General features: G+C 42.1%; 10 protein-coding genes. All 10 read left to right on the plus strand.

All coding sequences use genetic code 11. The annotated features are described in order from the left end of the window. Positions 1-66: 66 nt before the first annotated feature. The 10 genes from BACINT_RS07135 to BACINT_RS07180 all read left to right on the plus strand — a co-directional run bounded on the left by BACINT_RS07135 (position 67) and on the right by BACINT_RS07180 (position 20,813). Positions 67-3,228 carry a SusC/RagA family TonB-linked outer membrane protein gene (locus BACINT_RS07135; protein ID WP_007661788.1) on the plus strand — a complete coding sequence of 1,054 codons (3,162 nt, stop codon included), beginning with the start codon at positions 67-69 and terminating at the stop codon, positions 3,226-3,228. Between the two features lie 12 nt (positions 3,229-3,240). After that, the gene (locus BACINT_RS07140; RefSeq protein ID WP_007661790.1) at positions 3,241-4,929 is read left to right on the plus strand and encodes a RagB/SusD family nutrient uptake outer membrane protein; all 1,689 of its coding nucleotides are present in this window, start codon (positions 3,241-3,243) and stop codon (positions 4,927-4,929) included. Between the two features lie 33 nt (positions 4,930-4,962). Then, positions 4,963-5,340: a hypothetical protein gene (locus BACINT_RS07145; RefSeq protein ID WP_007661792.1), complete on the plus strand. Its 378-nt coding sequence runs from the start codon at positions 4,963-4,965 to the stop codon at positions 5,338-5,340. 69 nt (positions 5,341-5,409) lie between these two features. Continuing rightward, on the plus strand, positions 5,410-6,831 hold the full coding sequence (locus BACINT_RS07150; protein WP_044154825.1) for a glycoside hydrolase family 28 protein: 1,422 nt from the start codon (positions 5,410-5,412) through the stop codon (positions 6,829-6,831). Positions 6,832-6,966: 135 nt separating this feature from the next. Beyond that, positions 6,967-9,666: a glycoside hydrolase family 2 protein gene (locus BACINT_RS07155; RefSeq protein ID WP_007661796.1), complete on the plus strand. Its 2,700-nt coding sequence runs from the start codon at positions 6,967-6,969 to the stop codon at positions 9,664-9,666. Further along, a complete protein-coding gene (locus tag BACINT_RS07160) occupies positions 9,663-12,260 on the plus strand; it encodes a beta-mannosidase (RefSeq protein ID WP_007661798.1) in 2,598 nt (865 codons plus the stop codon). The genes BACINT_RS07155 and BACINT_RS07160 overlap by 4 nt, the downstream gene beginning before the upstream one ends. 22 nt (positions 12,261-12,282) lie before the next feature. Then, on the plus strand, positions 12,283-13,473 hold the full coding sequence (locus tag BACINT_RS07165; protein WP_007661799.1) for a glycoside hydrolase family 88 protein: 1,191 nt from the start codon (positions 12,283-12,285) through the stop codon (positions 13,471-13,473). Positions 13,474-13,485: 12 nt separating this feature from the next. Further along, a complete protein-coding gene (locus tag BACINT_RS07170; RefSeq protein WP_007661802.1) occupies positions 13,486-14,949 on the plus strand; it encodes a glycoside hydrolase family 28 protein in 1,464 nt (487 codons plus the stop codon). A 10-nt stretch (positions 14,950-14,959) separates the two neighbouring features. Beyond that, positions 14,960-19,723, plus strand: a complete 4,764-nt coding sequence (locus tag BACINT_RS23600; RefSeq protein ID WP_081450311.1) for a family 78 glycoside hydrolase catalytic domain — start codon at positions 14,960-14,962, stop codon at positions 19,721-19,723. Positions 19,724-20,276: 553 nt separating this feature from the next. After that, on the plus strand, positions 20,277-20,813 hold the full coding sequence (locus BACINT_RS07180) for a DUF4890 domain-containing protein (protein ID WP_007661810.1): 537 nt from the start codon (positions 20,277-20,279) through the stop codon (positions 20,811-20,813). The last annotated feature ends 110 nt before the right edge of the window (positions 20,814-20,923 follow it).

Consider the following 20,923-nt stretch of genomic DNA (forward strand, 5'->3'; position numbering starts at 1 on the left):
TCTTTATTATACTCTACTTTGGTAAGTTTCTTAATGAACTATTTCTAATATTAATAATACACAATTATGCGAAACAAACTCAATGTCCAAAAGAAAATGATTCTTAGGCATTACTGGCTGAAAGATATCATGCCACTTTCTAAGAAATCCATTTTAATGGCGACACTTTTGTCGCTTGGCTTAGTTACAACTGCTGACGTTTATGCTGCTAAAGACAATCAGACACACATCGGTGAAGTTGTGGCAAGTACTCAAGGTGTTATGCAAACTGCTAAAAAACTAACAGGAAAAGTAGTGGATGCAAAAGGTGAGTCTATCATTGGTGCAACAATTAAAGTGAAAGGAACCACGCAGGGTGCTATCTCTGATATTGACGGTAACTTTAATTTGCCTGTTGATGTTTCTAATCCCACAATAGAAATCTCATTTGTTGGTTATCAAACCAAAACAATGAAGGCTACGGCTGGAGCACCTCTGGTTATTACTTTAGAGGAAGACACCCAATTACTTGATGAGGTGGTGGTGGTTGGTTACGGTACCCAGAAGCGTATGACAATGAGCTCGGCTGTTGCCACCGTACAGGGGGATAAGATTAAGGCTCCTGTTGCTAATGTGTCCAATCAGTTGGGAGGACAGATACCGGGTATTATTACCCGTCAGACTTCCGGTGAGCCGGGAAAAGATGCAGCGACTGTGTTGTTGCGTGGTAATAAACCGCTGGTTCTGGTCGATGGTATCGAACGCCCGTGGGAAAAAGTAAACCAGGCTGATATTGAATCTATTTCTGTTCTGAAGGATGCTGCTGCGGTTGCTCCTTACGGTTTGAAAGGGGCCAATGGTGTAATCCTGATTAATACGAAACGAGGAAAAGAAGGTAAAGTAACCTTGACTTATGATGGTTCGGTTGGTTTTCAGACTCCGATGAATACTCCTGATTTCCTGAATGCTTATGATGCATTGACCTTATATAATGAAGCGTTGAGAATGGATGGACGTGACAAAGAAGTATATGGTGATGATCTGTTGCAGAAGTATAAGGATGGTACTGACGACCGTTACAAAAATACAGACTGGATGGATGAGTACATGAAGACTACCACTACTACTCGTCACAATGTCTCTCTGAGTGGTGGTAATAAGTTTATCAATGCGTTCGCCTCTTTCGGATATATGTATCAGGGCAGTATGATGGGTAAAGACACCGGATATGACAGATTTAATCTCCGTTCTAATGTTGATTTCCATCCGATAGACATTACTAAAGTGAGTGTTGATATTAATTTAGCCTACGATACTAAAAAGAGCCATTATTATGATGGCAAAAAGATGATGGAAGACTTGTATCGTTTGTGTGCTCCGACAGTCCCCAATATGGTTGGCGGAAAACCAGCCATGCAGGGTGGTGGTTCCAGTATGTATATGGGAGTGCATGATGGAGCTGATAAGACATACAATAATAACTTTCAGAATATAACAGTTTCTTTAGATCAGCAATTGCCATTTCTGAAAGGTTTGTCTGCAAAAGCTTTATTCAGTTACGACCGTCAGATTTATGATGCAAAAGAATGGCAATATCCTTTCACGGCTTATGCCTATAATGATGCTGGTGAAATTGAAGAACAACAAGGTGGTGAAGCGAAACCGTCTCTTAACATCACAAATAAGCAATGGACTTATTATACTATTCAGGCTCATTTGAATTATGAAAGAAGATTTGGTAAGCATGAGGTTGGTGTATTAGGTGTATTTGAAAGGAGATGGGGTAATACGGTAGAAACCAAAGCCGGTAGAAAGAACTATGATTTTATGATTCCGGAATTGAATATGGGTAGTCCGGTTGCGGAATTTATCAGCAACTCCGGTACCACCACCCGCTTTGGTCAACAGGGGTATGTTATGCGTCTGAACTATAACTATGCCCAGAAGTATATGCTTGAATTGGCAGGACGTTATGACCAGACTTACCAATATGCTCCTGACCGTAGAAGTGCATTTTTCCCTTCCGTATCTTTGGGTTGGAGACTTTCTGAGGAATCATTTATAAAAGATAATTTCTCATTTATCAATAACTTAAAGTTGAGAGCTTCTTATGGTAAATCTGGTAATCCTGTCGGTGATGCATTTTCTTATCTTTCACAATATAAAATTGAAAATGGTGCAGTGTTCGGCAAAAACCCTACCCAATTGCAGAGTTTGGTGGAGGGGGCTGAACCTAATATTTTCCTGACTTGGGAAACAGTCTGGAAAGCTAATATAGGTTTAGACATAAATTTTTGGAATGATTTGTTGATTGCTGAGTTTGATGTATACCGGGATAAGCGCACGGATAAAATTTTGAGTCCGAATGCGATCGTATCTTCTGAATATGGCATTGGCCTGGCTAAAGAAAATGCTGGTGAAGATGAAAGGTATGGTTTTGATGCAGCATTGAGTAGCCATTATACTTTCAATTGTGGATTAAAGATGTCTAATTCGGTTTCTTTCGGGTTTACTCGTGATAAGCAGATTGAGATTCGTGAAGCTCCCGGAACCAAGAATAATCCAAGAAAGCGTAAGACCGGGCAACCGAGTGGACGCACATGGGGATATAAAGCTGCCGGATTATTTAAGGATCAGGCAGATATTGATAACTGGGCTTATCAGAAGGGCGTATTGCCTGGTGATATCAAGTATGTGGATATCAATGGTGATGGTAAGATTGATAGTGAAGACCAGGTTATTATTGGTTTCAACGAGACTCCTGAAGTGATGTGGGGGTATAACCTTCGTTTGGAATATAAGAACTTCGATTTCAGTATGTTCATTCAGGGAGCTGGTGGTTCTGACTATTATTTGGGTAGCAATGGAGACCGTAATGTTCGTTATCCATTCAAGGATGCCATTCATCCACGCCGTGAACACTTGGATTCATGGACAGAAGCTAATCCGAATCCAAATGCAAAATATCCGCGTTTGTCTGCCTCTATCCGTAACCAGAACTATGAAACATCCTCTTACTGGATGGTAAATACTGCTTATGTGAAACTAAAATCATTGCAGATTGGCTATACTTTTAAACCGCAATTACTGAAGAAAGCCAAGATGCAGAGTTTACGTTTATATGCTGATTTCTATAATTTGTGGACCATTTATAGCAAAATGCCTGACGACTTTGACGTTGAAAACCAAGCTTTCAACTCATATCCACAACAGATTATCAGCTCTTTTGGTGTAAGTGTAACCTTTTAATGCAATATAATTATGAAAAAAATAATATATGGTATCCTTTGTTCCATACTTTTGTTGAATGCTTCGTGCACGGATTTTATGGACAATATAAAACCAACGAATTCTGTTACCGATGAAGGTATCTGGTTGACAGAGTCAAGTGCTATGCTGTTTATGAGTAAAGTTTACAGAGACTTGGATGGACCTTATTATAGCGTAAATGGCTTGAACGACCATGCTGTCGATATCCTGTTTACGGATGATTGTATCCAGATTGGTGAGAAGGCGTCTAATCAATGGAATTTGTTTGACTTCAATGCTTCTTCTGCTCCGATTGACAGATGGGGTAATCGTTATTCTTCTATTCGTAGAGCTAACATTGCTTTGAAGAACTTGCCGGACTCTCCGCTACCTGCTAATGTGAAAGAACGCTTGATGGGAGATTCGTACTTTCTGCGTGCGATGTTCTATCTGGAATTATTCCGTTATTATGGAGCGGCTATACTGATTGACAAACCGCTTGATCGCAATACGGATGATATTTTCCTAGCTCGTGCTACACCGGAGGCTACATTGCAGTTCATTATTTCTGATTTCCAGAATGCTGCCGATCGTTTACCGGTGACGGTACCTGATGACGAGTTAGGGCGTGCGACTAAGGGAGCTGCGTTGGGCATGATGGCGGCCACTTATTTATATGCAGCCGGAATCATAGATTCCAAATATTATGCAGATGCGGCTAAAACTGCCCGTGTTTTAGTTAGTGGTGATCTGAAAGGTACTTATTCTTTGTACCAGAACGGGTTTGCTGAGATGTTTTATGAGGATAATGAACACAATAGTGAAGTTATTTTTGATATCCAGTTTGCATATCCGTATAGATGGTCGAGTGCACAGACTGTTTTGGCTCCGCCTGAGCCCGGCACACCGGCTGAATATGGATGGAGCAAAGACCACCCGACTGCAAGTCTGGCTGATGAATTTGAAATGGCTACCGGTGAACCTTTTGATTGGAATAATCCGGAACATGCCGCAGCTCCTTATGAGAATCGTGACAAGCGCTTCTATGCAACTCTCCATTACAATGGAAAACCTTGGAAAAACAAGATATTGTATACAGCCCAGAATACTCCGGGCAATCTGAATCTGAAGGAGAACCCCAACGGAATGTATAGTGCTGGTAAACCTTCATGCACAAAAACCGGGTATTACATTGGGAAATACATGAATCAGGATGTGCTATGCGGCTATGATAATCGTGGGCGTGGTGTAGGCGGCGGACATAACTTTATCGTTTTGCGTTATGCGGAAATATTGTTGACTTTGGCCGAGGCAGAGAACGAAGTGAATGGACCGACTGCTGAAGTATATGGTGCAATAAATGAAATACGTGCCCGTGCCGGACAACCTGCACTTCCTGCAGGCTTGGACAAAAGTGAAATGAGAAAACGTATTCGTCATGAACGTCGTATAGAACTGGCTCTTGAGGGTAAAAGATGGTTTGATATTCAGCGGTGGAAGATTGGTGAGGAAGTGTTGAATAAGGATGCGCAAGGTTGCCTTGTGACTTATATAAAACGAGCTGATGGAGAAATTGTGCCTACTTATGAAACGGTATTCGTATGTAAAAAGACGTTCATGGCTCCTCGCGATTATTTGCTGCCGATTCCACAGTCTGCACGTGACAAGAATCCTAATTTGGATCAGAATCCTTTGTGGTAAATGATGATTGTATAATTTAAAAGTAGCTATAAGATGAAAAAGATACTATTTTTTATGTTCGTTGCTTTGGCGCTGACTTTTGTGTCATGTGGAGATGATGACTATGCAGTAGACGAAGCTTATGAAAAAGCAGAGATTACAAATGTGACAGTATATAATAGGGCAGAGGGGGTTATGAGTGATAAGACTCAGATTGACTCTGAAGCTGGGACTGTCATGGTTACTCTGAAAAAAGACGCTGATATTACTGATCTGAAGATGATAGCAACCATTTCTGCGGGAGCAACCCTGACTCCGGGTATGGCTGTTGGTTTCCAAGATTATTCTACTCCCCGTACATATACGGTGACTTCACCGGGTAAAACGGTCGTGAAGCAATGGACAGTGACTGTAATACCTGCAGCTAATTAATTAATAACTATGATGAGGCTGTGTCAATATTATTTTGCCGCAGCCTCATTCATTTAAAGAATTGGAATAATGAATAATACTATAACATGGGGACTGTTTTGCTTCTGTTTATTCTTTATGGCTTGTACCAATAAAGAACAGAATAGTTCGGAACCTATAACAGACAAATACGCGATTCATACGGATGGGAAGACCTTAACTACTACTGGTCTTCAAAAAGCGATTGATGACTGTGCCAGACAAGGGGGAGGCGTTGTATCTTTACCCGCCGGAAAGTATCTGACCGGAACACTGGTGTTGAAGAAGAATGTTACTTTAAATCTGGAGAAAGGTGCTACGATTCTGGGTAGTAAGAATATTGCTGATTATCCTAATAAAGGAAGACGCAAAGCTCTGGTTTTTGCAGAAAGAGCAGACAATATTTCAATTACAGGTGAGGGAGAGATAGATGGTAATGGATCGGCTTTTAATAAAGGAAATGATGCTCCGAACCGTCCCACTCTGGTACTCCTGCTCGATTGTAATAAGGTTTATGTAAATGGAGTAAAATTATCAAACTCTGGGTTTTGGACATTCCGTTTTGTGCGTTGTGATGGGGTTGATATCAGTAAAGTGTATGTGGAAGGACATGCGAACTGGAATAATGATGGCTTTGATATTGAGAGCCGGAATGTTACTATCACAGATTGTGTAGTTGATACAGATGATGATGCCATCTGTTTCAAGAGTGAAGACCCGGATTATGTGGTCGAGAATGTTACAGTGAAGAATTGTGACCTGTCTTCTAACTGTAATTTTATTAAATTTGGTACTGCCAGTGCCGGAGGATTTCGCAATATCCGGGTTTCTGATTGCACTCTTCATAAATGTAGCAGATCTTTGCTTCGTTTTTGGGAAAAACGTGTTCCGGGAGTTTCTGATCCGATTACTGGTATAGCGGGTATGGCCCTTGAAGTGGTTGACGGTGGTTTTATGGAAGATGTTGTCATTTCTGATTTGACGATGGAAGATGTGCAGACACCCCTATTTATTCGCTTGGGTAGACGTAAAACTTCAGAGAAATCTTATCTGAAGGATGTATTGATAAAGAATATCACAGCAAGTTCTGCCAGTTATGTTGCAAGTTCCATTACAGGTGTTCCCGGACTTCGTGTTGACAATGTGGAGATTCGTGATATAGACTTTAAGTTGAAAGGTGGAGGAAAAGTTTCGGATACGATGGTAGAAGTACCGGAGGTTGAAAAAGCCTATCCTGAGAATCGAATGTTCGGCATGATGTTACCTGCTTATGGAGTTTATATACGACATGCTGACAATATTCGTTTTATAAATATGAAGCTCTCAACCATTGGTGATAAAGAAGAACGGCATGCGGTTGTTGCTGAAGATGTAAACGGACTTGAAATTACCGACTCTGCATTGCAATCTCCGGATAGTGAACTCTCTGTGATTCGCTTGAAAGATTGTAAGAATGTGAAAGTGCCCGAATAATTGTATGTATCCTTGTCAAAAATGTATGCTGTGTGTATTTTCCCTTTTTCTATCTATATCTGGCAAGAATGCGCACGTCTCGTTTAGAACTCATTGGCTATATTTGCTTGCAGAAAAAAATAAATAAAGAATAAGATGAATAAACTATTGATTTTTTTGCTTTTGTTCCTGTCTCTCTCATATTCCGCACAGGGCAGTGATAAAAACTATGCAAAGACAACCGATAGAATCTGGTTGGATTCGAAAGAAGTGCATCAGGGAGAATATACCTGGAAGATGATGAAAGTGGGAGACGTGAAAGCATCGGCTGAGGAAATTTCATCACTTGGGTATAATACGAGCAACTGGTTGCCGGCCATTGTTCCGGGAACGGTGCTTAATTCTCTTGTGTATAATAAGAAGTATCCTGAACCCTATTACGGGCTGAATAATAAAATAGAATCCAATAAGATACCGGATATCTCAAAAGTGGGTCGTGAGTTTTATACTTATTGGTTCCGCACAGAATTTGAAGTCCCTGCTTCTTTCGCAGGAAAAAATATATGGTTGCAGCCTGATGGTATCAATTATCGGGCAGAAGTATGGGTAAATGGTAATTTGCTGAGTACAATCAATGGAATGTTTGTCAATGATTACATTAATATAACCGACTTTGTGAAAGTAGGTAATAAGAATGTTCTTGCCGTCAGGGTTTATCCGGTAGATGTGCCGGGAACTACTATGCCAAAGCCTTGGGGTGCTGTAGGTGAATTCCATAATGGAGGCAATGGAAACATTGGCTTAAATACTACCATGCTTATGAGCGTTGGATGGGATTTTACCTTTATGGATGGTATTCGTGACCGTAATACTGGTATCTGGAAAAGTATATCTATGTATACTACAGGGACATTGGCATTGCGTCATCCGTTTGTGAAGTCGGAACTACAAAAGCCGGGGTATGATGTAGCTCATGAAACTATATCCGTTGAAGTGGTTAATCCGCTTAATTCGATGGATACGATCAGCGGAGTGATCAGAGGAGAGATCACGGGAGAGAATATTGTAGTGGAAAAACCTTTCCGTATATTGCGGGGTGAGGAGAAAATGGTGACTTTCACTCCGGAAGAGTTTCCTCAACTTACTATCCGTAATCCACGCTTGTGGTGGCCGGTCAACAAAGGTCCTCAGAACTTGTATGAACTGAAATTGACAGTAAACGTAAAAGGTGCAGTTTGTGATTCTGTCAAGACACGATTTGGCATCCGTGAGATTACCTCTGATACAAATACTCCCGATAAATCGCGTGTATTTTACGTGAACGGTAAACGTATTTTTATTCGTGGCACAAACTGGATTCCTGAGGGAATGTTGCGTACTTCGGATGAACGCACCTATGCTGAGTTGAGGTATACTCGTCAGGCAGGTATCAACTTAGTTCGTTTCTGGGGTGGTGGCATAGTCGAGTCTGATTATTTTTATCAACTTTGTGATGAACTGGGATTATTGATCTGGCAGGAGTTCTGGATGACGGGCGATACACGCCATCCGCAGGATAAGAGTGTATATCTGAATAATGTGGCATCTACCGTGAAACGTATCCGTAATCATCCGGCTCTGGCCTATTATGTAGCTTCGAATGAGAGTTCCGAAGTTAGTGGTACACCTGAACTACTGAAACAACTTGATGGTACACGTGGCTATCAGATGCAATCGGAATGTGCAGGTGTGCATGATGGAAGTCCATATAAACAGGTGAATCCGATGCAGCATTATGAAAACACTGCTTCTGTGAGAGGTAGCCGTGTAGATGGTTTTAACCCCGAATATGGTGCTCCGACACTTCCTACGGTAGAAATTCTCCGGGAGATGATGGACGAGAAAGATTTATGGCCTATTAATAAAGAGGTTTGGGATTATCTGGATGGGAATGGATTCCATCTGATGTCTACCATGTATACTGACTTGGTTAATAATTACGGGCAATCTTCTTCTATTGATGAGTTTGCACAAAAAGGCCAGTTTGTGGGTGCCATGAACTCAAAAAGCATTTGGGAAGTATGGAACTATAATAAACTTGATTATGGTGACCGTTTCTGTTCCGGTTTACTATTCTGGTATCATAATTGTCCGGTGCGTCAGGTCTGTGCCCGCATGTGGGATTGGTCGTTGGAACCAACGGCTTCACTCTATCATACAGCTAATGCGTTGGAACCTTTGCATGCACAATTTGATTATCTAAAGAATACGGTGTCGGTGGTGAATGATTTCTATCAGGAATTTAAAGGGTATACAGTAGTGGCTCAGGTTTATGATATCAATAGTAAAAAGGTATTCGAAGAGTCTGAAAAAGTTGACCTTCCTTCGGATGGTGTGGCAAATGATGTATTGGCCATTCGCTTTCCTGGAGATATCTCACAGGTACATTTCATTAAGTTGAGATTGAAAGATGAGAAAGGCAAGGAAGTCTCGTCCAATTTCTACTGGCGTTCCAATGATAAGTATGAAGGTAAGGAAACGCTGACTGGTCCTACTTCTTCAGGCTTTGAAACATTGTCTCAGTTGAAAAAGGCCAGATTGAATACTTCTTATAAGACAAGAAAGAGCGAAGGCAAGTATTTCGTAGATGTTACAGTGAAGAATGTGTCTGGTTCTATCGCCTTTTTCAATCAGTTGCAGTTCCTTAATCAGGATTTGAAACCTATTCGCCCCTCTTTTTATACGGATAATTTCTTTTCTTTGATGCCGGGTGAGAGTAAATCCGTAGTTATCGAAACGAATGCTGAAAAGATAACTGAAGAGCCGGTGATAGTAGTGAAAGGATGGAATGTAGATCGTAAACAAATAAACAAATGAATACGAAAGTAAAGACAAGAACATGGGTAGCTTTGTTGAATCTGCTGTTTTTGTTTACAGCAGTCAATGCACAGCCTGTCCGTCAGTACTTGCATGAAGGATGGAACTTCCGGCAGGCGAGGGGTACTAACTGGTATGAAGCCACTGTTCCGGGAACAGTTCATACAGACCTGATGAATAACAAACTGATAGATGACCCTTTCTACAGGCTCAATGAGCGTGGTGTACAGTGGGTGGATAAAGAAGACTGGATTTACCGGACGACATTTGAGGTAACCCCTGAGTTACTTGCAAAGAAGAATATTGTGCTACATTTTGAGGGACTGGATACTTATGCTGATGTGACATTGAACGGAAAGAAGATTCTTTCTGCTGATAATATGTTTTGCGAATGGCAGGCGGATGTCCGTTCTCTCTTAAAGGAGCATGGCAATGAATTGCAGGTTTATTTGCATTCTCCTATTAAGATAGCCATGCCGAAATGGGAAGCTGTTCCTTTCCAGTATCGCAGTTCGAATGACCAGTCCGAGAATGGAGGATTGCTTAATCGCAAGGTCGGAGTGTTTGTTCGTAAAGCGGGTTATCATTTTGGTTGGGACTGGGGACCTCGTTTGGTTACTTCAGGTATCTGGCGTTCTGTTAGTCTGGAAGCATGGGATGAGGCTCGTATTAATGATGTCTTTTATAACCAGCAGTCGGTGACAGCCCAGAGGGCCGTAGTGGATGTCACGGTGGAAGTCTTGGCGGATAAGGAGACAGAAGCAAAGGTAGCTGTAATTAATTATACGGACAATCGTACCGAGTGCCGGAAATTGATTCGTTTGAATAAAGGCTTGAATAAAATTCCGGTATCTTTTACGATGAAGAATCCCCGGTTATGGTGGACAAACGGTTTGGGCGAACCTTTCTTGTATAATTTTGCAACGACGCTGGAACTGGATGGTAAGCAAATAGATATTACGGAGGAAAAACTGGGTATCCGTTCATTGAAAGTGATAACGGCTCCTGACAAATATGGTGAAAGTTTTTATTTTGAACTAAATGGACAACCTTTGTTTGCCAAAGGAGCGAATTACATTCCTTGTGATAACTTTCTGACACGTGTTACTGATTCCATTTATGAAAAAACAATTCGGGATGCAGTCAGTGCAAACATGAATATGCTACGCGTGTGGGGTGGCGGAGTTTATGAGAAAGATATTTTTTATGACTTGTGTGATAAATACGGCATTTTAATTTGGCAGGACTTTATGTTTGCGTGTAGCGTATTTCCTGCCGAGGGTGAATTGCTGGAAAATATCCGCAGGGAAGCCATTGATAATGTACGACGCTTGCGCAATCACAGTTGTATAGCTCTTTGGTGTGGGAATAATGAATGTCTCGATGCCTGGTTCAACTGGAACTGGAAAAATACCTATGACAAACAGAATCCTGCTTATTCGGATATTATATGGAAACAATTCAAAGATCAGTATTTTGTGACGTTGCCGGCTGTGGTAGAAGAGTTTCATTCGGGTGCTTGTTATCGTAAGTCATCTCCTTATTCTGATGATAAGGGAACGCGCAATCATACGGTGGGGGATATGCACTATTGGGAAGTCTGGCAAGGATTGAAACCTCTTTCTGAGTTCAATCATGAGCGGAGCCGTTTCTTCAGCGAGTATGGTTTTCAGTCATTCCCGGAATTTGAGTCAATCAAACGGTATGCACCTTTGCCTGAAGATTGGGAGCTGACTTCGGAAGTCATGATGTCGCATCAGCGAGGGGGAACAGCAGCTAATAAGCGTATCAATGATTTCCTTTTGTCGGAATACCGTCAACCGAAAGATTTCCGTTCGTTTACCTATATGAGCCAGCTTTTACAGGCTGATGCTATGAAAATGGCTATGGAGGCGCATCGGAGGGATATGCCCTATTGCATGGGGTCATTGGTATGGCAGCATAACGATTGCTGGCCGGTGGCATCTTGGTCAAGCCGCGACTATTACGGACGTTGGAAGGCGCAGCATTATTTTACGGTAAAGTCTTTCGCCGACTTACTGGTATCGCCAATAGAAAAGGAAAACATATTGCAGATTTATATGGTATCAGATAGGCTAAAGAGCACTTCTGGTAAATTAACGGTCTGTGTGTTCAGATTGGATGGTAGCGGAGTAGTGAAAGAATTCAAGAAACAGATAACTGTTCCGGCTAATACAAGTACAGTTGTGTGGAAGGAAGCTGTGGACGAGTTATTGAATGGAGAGAAAAAAGAAGACGTCGTTGTACACGTTTTTTATAAGGATAAGACAGGAACAGAGTATACTAATAATTATTTTTTGGCGAAGCAAAAGGATATGCATTATGCAGCAGCCCGGATTAATAAAGACTTTGTACCGACTGAAGGAGGTTATGAGGTAACTCTGTCTTGTGATGTGTTTGCAAGAGGCGTTTTCCTGTCGCTCCAAGAGGATATCGACAATTTCATATCCGACAATTATATGGATATTTTGCCTGGCAAACCGGTTACGCTTAAAGTGACTACTGAACTACCTTCGTTGCAGTTTGCCGAAAAATTGCAGGTTGCTTCTTTCTCGGATGCAGTGGAACAATAGAATATGAATTTAAGATATAACCATGAAAAAAAGTACATTATTGTTTGTTACGATTCTAATTAGTTTTTTTCCCTCCGGCGACTTATTCGCCAAGGGTAAGGTAAAAGTTGATAAGGCGTTAGAGCAGGCTGCTCGTCAGTATCTCTATATGAGGAGCGAACTGCAAGGAAGCAACCAGTTTCCTAAAACGTATGACAAACACATGCAACGCTTGAAAACCAGTAATTCGGAATGGTGGTGCAGTGGCTTTTATCCCGGAACTCTGTTCTATCTGTACGAGGATACAGGAAACAAGGAGTTATATGCTGAAGGAGTACGTATGTTGAAGTTGCTGGAACCGGAACAATACAACGTGAATACACATGACGTCGGTTTTATGATGTATTGCAGTTATGGCAATGCAAACCGCGTTGCTCCGAAACCTGAGTATAAAGATATTATGGTGAACAGCGCCCGTTCGTTGATTTCCCGTTTCAGTCCGGTGGTAGGCTGTATTAAATCCCATAATCGCAAGCCGGATGACTATGTCGTTATCATTGATAATATGATGAATCTGGAATTGCTTTTCTGGGCTACTCAAGCCACAGGAGACAGTACATTCTATGATATTGCTGTGAAACATGCCGATACAACTTTGAAGAATCATTTCCGGGCAGACAATAGTCTTTATCATGGACTGAATTATAACCCGGCAACCGGTGAAATAAAGCATTACCAAGGTGGACAGGGCTTTTCCGAAAAGTCAGCTTGGGCTCGTGGACAAGCTTGGGGATTATATGGCTATACAATGATGTACCGTTTTACAAAAGACCGGAAATACCTTGAGCAAGCCATAAAGATAGCAGAATTTACGTTGAATCATCCTAATATGCCGAAAGACCTGATTCCTTACTGGGACTATAATGCTCCTGATATACCGAATGCCTTGCGTGATGCCTCTGCTGCAGCTATTAACTGTTCCGGACTGCTGGAATTGTCTCAGTATGTATCCGGAGAACAGGCTGAGAAGTATTATAAGGCAGCCGAAAAAATGCTCCAGACATTATCCTCACCGGCGTATACGGCAGAGGAAGGAACTAACGGAGGATTCATCCTGAAACATTCGGTAGGCAATATTCCTTCCGGTACGGAAGTAGATGTGCCTTTAACCTATGCTGATTATTACTATGTAGAGGCGTTGTGCCGATACAAATCCTTAAATGATAAACCCTAAAACAATGATATCATGATGAATAAATGTAATATAGTCTTGCTTGTAGTATCTTTGCTATTTTCATCTTCTCTTATAGCAGGAACAATTGATGTGACTAAACGTGGAGCTAAAGGAGACGGTGTAACGGATAATACAATTATTATACAGAAGGCCGTAGATGAATGTTCGAAGAAAGGAGGAGGAACCGTCTTGATACCATCCGGATCTTATTTGATACGCCCTATTGAACTGAAATCAAATGTGAACCTTCATCTGGATTTTGGCACTTTATTGTTGGGAAGTACACGTTTGTCGGATTATGATCATGCTTTTCCATTCAAGGACGGTACAATGAATCAGTCTTCCGGGCTTTTGTTTGCACGTGGACAGAAGAACATCTCGATTACTGGATTCGGAACAATTGACGGACAAGGCGGAGATAAAGCTTTTCAATTTGGCAATGATGCGGATGGCGGACCGAAGCGCCCTAAGATAATCTATTTTGTAGAGTGCCGCGATATCGTTGTGACCGATGTCACCCTCCGTAATTCTGCCTATTGGGTACAGCATTATGAAAAATGTGAAGATGTAACTATCCGTGGTTTGAAAGTATTCAGTCATTGTAATTATAATAATGACGGGCTTGATATAGATGCTAAGAATGCGACTATATTCGATTGCTACATTGATGTGGAAGATGATGCTATTTGTTTCAAGAGTGACCATCCGGAATTTTGCGAGAACATAACGGTTACGAATTGTGTAACAGCGAGCAATTGCAATGCAATCAAATTCGGTACAGCTTCTCATGGAGGATACCGGAATATCGCGGTTTCCAATTGCGTTGTTCGTCGAGCAGCAGAAGATAATATTCGTCATTGGAGTAAACAGCTTGAGCATATTTCTGCCGATGTTACCGTTATTTCGGGTGTTGCCATAGAAATGGTTGATGGAGGTATTATTGATGGCATCACCGTTTCCAATATTTCTATGCGCGATGTCCAGACTCCTATATTCATCCGTTTGGGAGACAGAAATCGCACTTACCGGAAAGAAGGTGGTGTACTGAAGAATATAAATATCAGCAACATTGTAGCAACTGCCGAAAGCTTGATAGCTTGTTCTATAACCGGTGTGGAAACGAGCTGTGTAGAGAATGTTTCGATTAATAATGTGCAAATCAGCTATCCGGGAGGAGGGACTCTGGATATGATTAATAAGTCCGTTCCGGAGATGATAAAGAGCTACCCTGAGAATAGAATGTTTGGTAATACATTGCCGGCGGCAGGCTTTTATGTGCGCCATGCTAGGAATGTGAGGTTCAATAATGTACGTTTTGATGCGACTAAACCAGATGCACGTCCGTTGTTCTTTTTGGATGATGTTGTCGGAGCAGAACTGAATCAGTGCAAGGGAGCAGCTCCTGCTGATGCGAAATTTATTCGTACAGTGCATAGCTCAGGGATAGTAGCTGATGGTAAGTATCTGGATAAATAGGAGTATGTTTATGAAACGCTTGAAACTAATATTCTGTTTGCTTTGTCTGTGTTGCTCCCTGACAGAGGCTAAAGAGGTGCAAGTAGATGCACAGAAGGAAGTGGACGAAATGACCGGACGACTGGTCGCTTCCTATTTGGAAGCGAAAGTAGATGAGGACGTCATAGCGGGTTATGCGACTGCATTACGTTCGGATGGAAGTTTCCCGGACCTGGATTATATAACTGTGTACGAAGGTTCTTTTTATCCGGCCGGCTCCCATTTGAAACGATTGAAATCAATGGCTATTGCATACCGTAAACCTGGAAATAAGTATTATAATTCAGGAAAACTGCTGAAACAGATTGTTGCTGGTATCGACTATTGGTATAAAGTACGTCCTAAATCCGGAAACTGGTGGTTCGGTGATATCGGTGCTCCCCAGGACTACATGGTTCCGTTAATTCTGCTGAAAGGCAAAATTAGTGAAAAGAAACTGTTGCATTACTCTTCTTATCTGAGGGATTTGACAGGGAACAAAGGGCATAAAGGCAAAAATCGTACATGGGTATCTGCCGTTACTATTCATAAGGGATGTATTGAAGATAATATTGAGCTGATACGAACCGGAATCAAGTCCATAGCCTCTACTATTAAGATTGTTCCGGAACAAGGTGACGAAGGTATTAAGGTGGATGGCAGTTTTCATCAGCATCGTCCGCAATTATATTCCGGCGGGTATGGTTTATCGTATGTAGATGATATTGCCTATTACTTGCAGTTGGTGAAAGGAACTGCTTTTGAGCCTTATTTTACACAAGAGAAAAAAGATATATTTATCAATCTCCTGATGGGGGGTCATCGGTTGTTGGGCTATCGGGAAACGTTCGATTTTGGTGCCATCGGCCGTAATATATCACGTCCCGAGGGACTGAGTAATATTTCCCCTGTCACGCTGGAATACATGGAGCAGAATGATCCTGGTCGTGCTGCTGATTATTCGGCCTGGAAGGAACATCTTTCCGGTGGTCCCTTTCCTGTTCCCGGTAATAAGTATTTTTGGAAATCGGACATGATGGTTCAGCATGGTGCCGGCTATTATCTTTCTGCCAAGGTGATTTCTACCCGGACCAATGGAACCGAAATGCTTAATAATGAGAACCTCAAAGGTTATAACCTGCCACTTGGTGCTACGAATATCCTTACTTCCGGGAAAGAATATGAAGGTATCTTCCCTGTATGGAATTGGAATAAAATACCGGGCACTACGGCTGTTCAACATCCGGATTCTGCTCGTCTTGAAGGGTATCTGTTCGGAAGAAACCGGTTTGGAGGTGGGGTAAGTAACGGTCGGAATGGAGTCATTGCTTACGAGCATTGCTATAGGGGGGTAAAGGCAAAAAAGGCTTACTTTTTTATGGATGATGTACTTTTGTGTTTAGGGACAGATATTGCGTCAGATGCTCCCGAAGAAGTGGTTACAACTGTTAATCAGTGTCTCTTTAAACGCGAAATGGTAGTTGGCAAAGAGGGAGTAACTACATCTGTTTACAAAGAAAATGCATCTGCCAAAAATCCGGCTTGGGTATATCATGATAAAGTAGGTTATTTATTTCCTTCAGGGGGGGATGTAACTGTCAGTAGTCCGAAACAAACCGGGGCTTGGAAGGATATTAATATCAGTGGGAGTGGGAAAAAGATTTCTGCTGATATATTTAATCTCTGGATCAGTCATGGAACAAAGGCTAAGGAGGGGAAATATGCGTATATGGTCGTTCCAGACAGAACTTTAGAGGAGTTCCGGACATTTGCGGCTGCACAGAATTATAAGATTATTCAAAATAGTTCTGTGGTACAGGCTGTTAAGTTGAACCATCAATACGCCGTTGTTTTTTATCATCCGGGAACAATTGATTTGGGAGAGGGGCTTACATTGGCTGCTGATAAACAAGTGATTGTCTATCTTGAACAGAAGGGAACAGGGTACGATATCTGGGTTGCTGATCCGCTTTATAGTCAGAAGAAGGTTTGTCTCTCTCTTAATGGCAGAGAAGTGCAGATTGCTTTTCCGGAGGGTGAACTGACTGGTAGTACGGCTTTTACGAATATTGCCACTCTCCAACCTTTTGATTTGCAATGTGAATATCTTAGTAATCCTTTAGGTATTGATATACAGCAACCTCGTTTGAGTTGGAAAATGGGAGCCACTATTCCGGCACGAGGACGGAAGCAGACTGCTTATCAGATTCTTGTAGCAAGCTCCCGGGATTTGCTTGATGCAGACCGTGGGGACCTTTGGGATAGCGGCTGTGTTAATTCTGCTGAGTCGGTGAATATTGTTTATGGAGGAGTACCTTTGCCTGCAGGACAAAGATGTTTCTGGAAAGTCCGTTTCTCCGACGAACATAATCACTGGTCAGCGTGGAGCACTCCTGCAAACTGGCGTATGGGGCTATTTGCTGCTGATTGGGTAGCACAATGGATAGGCAGTGCAGAAATGGAATCTCAGAGTGTGGGAGGTAAGAAAGTTAATAATGTAATGGCAGATCCCTGGTTCCGTAAAACATTTAATATGTCGGATATTCCACAGGATGCTGTTATTTATGTAGCTTCCATTGGTTATCATGAACTGTATGTCAATGGTCGGAAAGTAGGGGACGCTGTCCTTTCACCTTCAGTCACGGATCATAAATCACGTGCCCGCTACATGACATATGATATTAAGAACTATCTGAAAAAAGGTACTAATGTTATTGCTTTGTGGCTGGGTACTTCCTGGGCTGTTTTTCCGGCTTATCAGCAGAAGGACAGGCCGGCTATTCCGATGGCACTGGCTCAAGCTGAGATCGTATTATTTTCCGGGAAGAAGTTACGAATTGTTTCGGATAATACCTGGAAGACCCATGCAAGTCCCAATACCTTGTTAGGTTACTGGGAAGCGCATCACTTTGAAGGAGAATGTTATGATGCTGCTTTGGAAAAAGATGGGTGGAATACTCCGGATTTTGATGATTCCGGTTGGGCTATGGCAAAGGTCTATTCTACCGACGTTGTAGTATCCTCAGACCGTACGGAACCTAATCGTTTGATTCAAGAGATAACTCCTCTCTCTATTCAGGAAATTACTCCTGGTGTTTATAGAGTTGATATGGGCGTCAATTATGCCGGTTGGTTTGAAATGCAGCTTAAAGGCCAGCCTGGCGATTCAATCGTATTCCAATTCTCCGAGAGGGAAAAGGATGTTTGCAGTTATGGCATACACAGTATTTATAAAGTGGGGCCTAAACGGAAAGGAACTTTCTGCAATCGTTTTAATTATATGACAGGTCGTTGGGTACAAATCAGTGGTTTGCGCTATAAGCCAACAACAGACCAGATACGTGGTTGGATGATTCGTCCCGATTATCGCAGAAGCGGTGGATTTGAATGTGATATTCCCTTACTGAATAATATCTATCGTACCACTTTATGGACTTTGGAAAACCTTAGTTTAGGCAATTATGTGGTAGATTGTCCGCATCGTGAACGCTGTGGCTATGGTGGAGATGCTTTGGCTACCACGCGTACGGCTTTGGGGAATTATCAATTGGGAGCTTTCTATAATAAATGGATGGAAGATTGGCGGGATGTTCAAGAGGCAGATGGTAATGTTCCTTATACAGCTCCTACTCGTATTGGTGGTGGAGGTCCGTCTTGGAGCGGATTCTGTATCACATTGCCGTGGGAGTTTTATCGGCAATATGGAGATATACGCATCCTTTCGGAAAGTTTTCCGACAATCCAGCGCTGGCTTGATTTTTTAGAAACGAAGTCTCAGCATAATATGTTGGTACGCTGGGGAGGCAAGTGGAGTTTCTTGGGAGACTGGCTTTGGCCGGATGCATGGTCGGAACGATCAGCCATGGAAAAACAAGGAAAAGCACTTGGAGATACACGTGAGACGCTTTTTTTCAATAATTGCCATTGGATTTATAGTTTGGAGACAGCAGCAAGGATAGCCGATATTTTAGGCCATAAAACTGTGGCGGCTACTTATAGGAAGCGAGCCTCAGAAATCCGTAAAGCAGTACATACGACTTTCTTTGATTCCCGGAATAATAGTTATGTGAATGGTTATCCTTCGTATTTGGCCATTGCATTAATGGTTGATCTGCCTCCTGAAAATCTGAGGACCAAAGTCTGGAAACGTCTTGAACAGGAAATTCTTGTAAATCGTAAAGGGCATTTCTGGGGAGGGATAACTGCCGGTTCATTCCTGTTGCATACTTTACTGGATAATCATCGTGATGATTTGATTTTTGAGATGGCTATGAAAGAAGATTTTCCAGGTTGGGGGAATATGTTGGAAAAAGGTAATGGTACATTCTTTGAAGACTGGGAATGTCGTGGCTCGGCTTTGCATAGTTCTTATTTATACATAGGAAGCTGGTTTATTGAGGCTTTGGGAGGTATTCGACGTACGGAATCGGGATATAAACAATTTATCATTGAACCTTGGATTACGGAGAAAGGGCCTCAGCAGGTTCGTTCACATTATAATTCGATGTATGGGAATATAGAGTCCAACTGGGCGGTGAATTCTGGTGTCCTGAATCTTGAAGTTACTGTGCCTGCTAATACTACGGCTATTTTGAAGCTGTCCGATATAGATTTGGAAACCCTAAAAGAAGGAGATTCTATATGGAAAGAAGCGAAAGGAGTTAGCTTGTACACGCAGAAGGGAAAGGCTATCTCGCTTGCGTTGCAGTCCGGAACCTATCGTTTTTCAGTTACCATGAACTCAGGGCTTCAATAAAAAGTTGGATCAAGTTACTCTCACTTTCGCAGTCACCCATATCAGGACGATGCATTTGTTTGTTTTATATCAGGGATATATTCCTTCTCCCTTAGGAGTAGTCGGGTGTTGACCTTGGTTAACAAGCCTATCAACCTTGGTTGACGAGCCGATTAACCTTGGTTGATAGGCTTGTTAGCCAAGGTTAATACTCGGTAGTGTTTACTGTGGGGATGCAAAACCAACTGGGCAAAAAGAAATAATCAACGGCTTAGTGCTGATTCTCTGCATGAGCAGAATGTCAATACCTGCTCTTCTTTGCATATCAAATGATACATGATATGAAAACTCCTCTCGGTTCAATTATGGCTTGTACAAGTCTTCTTCATAGTGGCAAGACGGATATATATACCATTAAGGACAAATGGTTTATGATGATGTTGTGATGATAGTTCATTACATAGCGTTTCCTTATTTGGCTATTCCGTCGACAAAACTTCCCCTTTCGTAGATTTTATTTTCAGCTCTTCTTTCTCTCCCTTACATTTGCATCGTAATAAAAAAATGACGCAAAATGAAAAGTACCGGAAGATTATGGTTATTAGCTGTATGTCTGTTGTGTGGACTGGTCTGTACGCAAGCGCAGGAACAGGAAAAGAAGCAATTGCCTCGTGAAGTTCCCTCACCGAAAAAGGTCGCCCGTAAAATGACGGACCGGATGAAAGAAGAACTGCAATTGACAGACAAGCAATATGACAAGCTGTACAAGCTGAATCTGAAGGAACAACAAGAACATTTTGCAACCATGACTGAAAGAGGAAGCGGCCAGCGTCCTTCAATGGGAGGAGGTTTTGGAATGGGCGGCGGTCGCCCGCCAATGGATGGTGGAATGGGCCCCGGTATGGGAGGCGGTCGTCCGCCAATGGGAGCTCCAGGTGAACGTCCTGTAATGGAAAAGGACAATGTGGAGAAGATGCAGAAAGCTGCTGCCAAGAAGGAAAAGAAAATCAAGAAAATCCTGACGGCGGAACAATATGCAAAGTGGCAGGAAATGTGCCAACCACAAGAACCACCCCAACCACAGGATCATCCCCACAAGCCAAATTTGTAGAGACTCTCTCTAAATAGCGTTTTTTCATGTATTATTGACTGTGCCGTTCCACCCCCGTGAGGGGAGGGGACGGTTTTCTTTTTATGGGAATCTTTATCAGATATATTTTT

Source organism: Bacteroides intestinalis DSM 17393, from assembly GCF_000172175.1.
GTDB classification, from domain to species: Bacteria; Bacteroidota; Bacteroidia; order Bacteroidales; family Bacteroidaceae; genus Bacteroides; species Bacteroides intestinalis.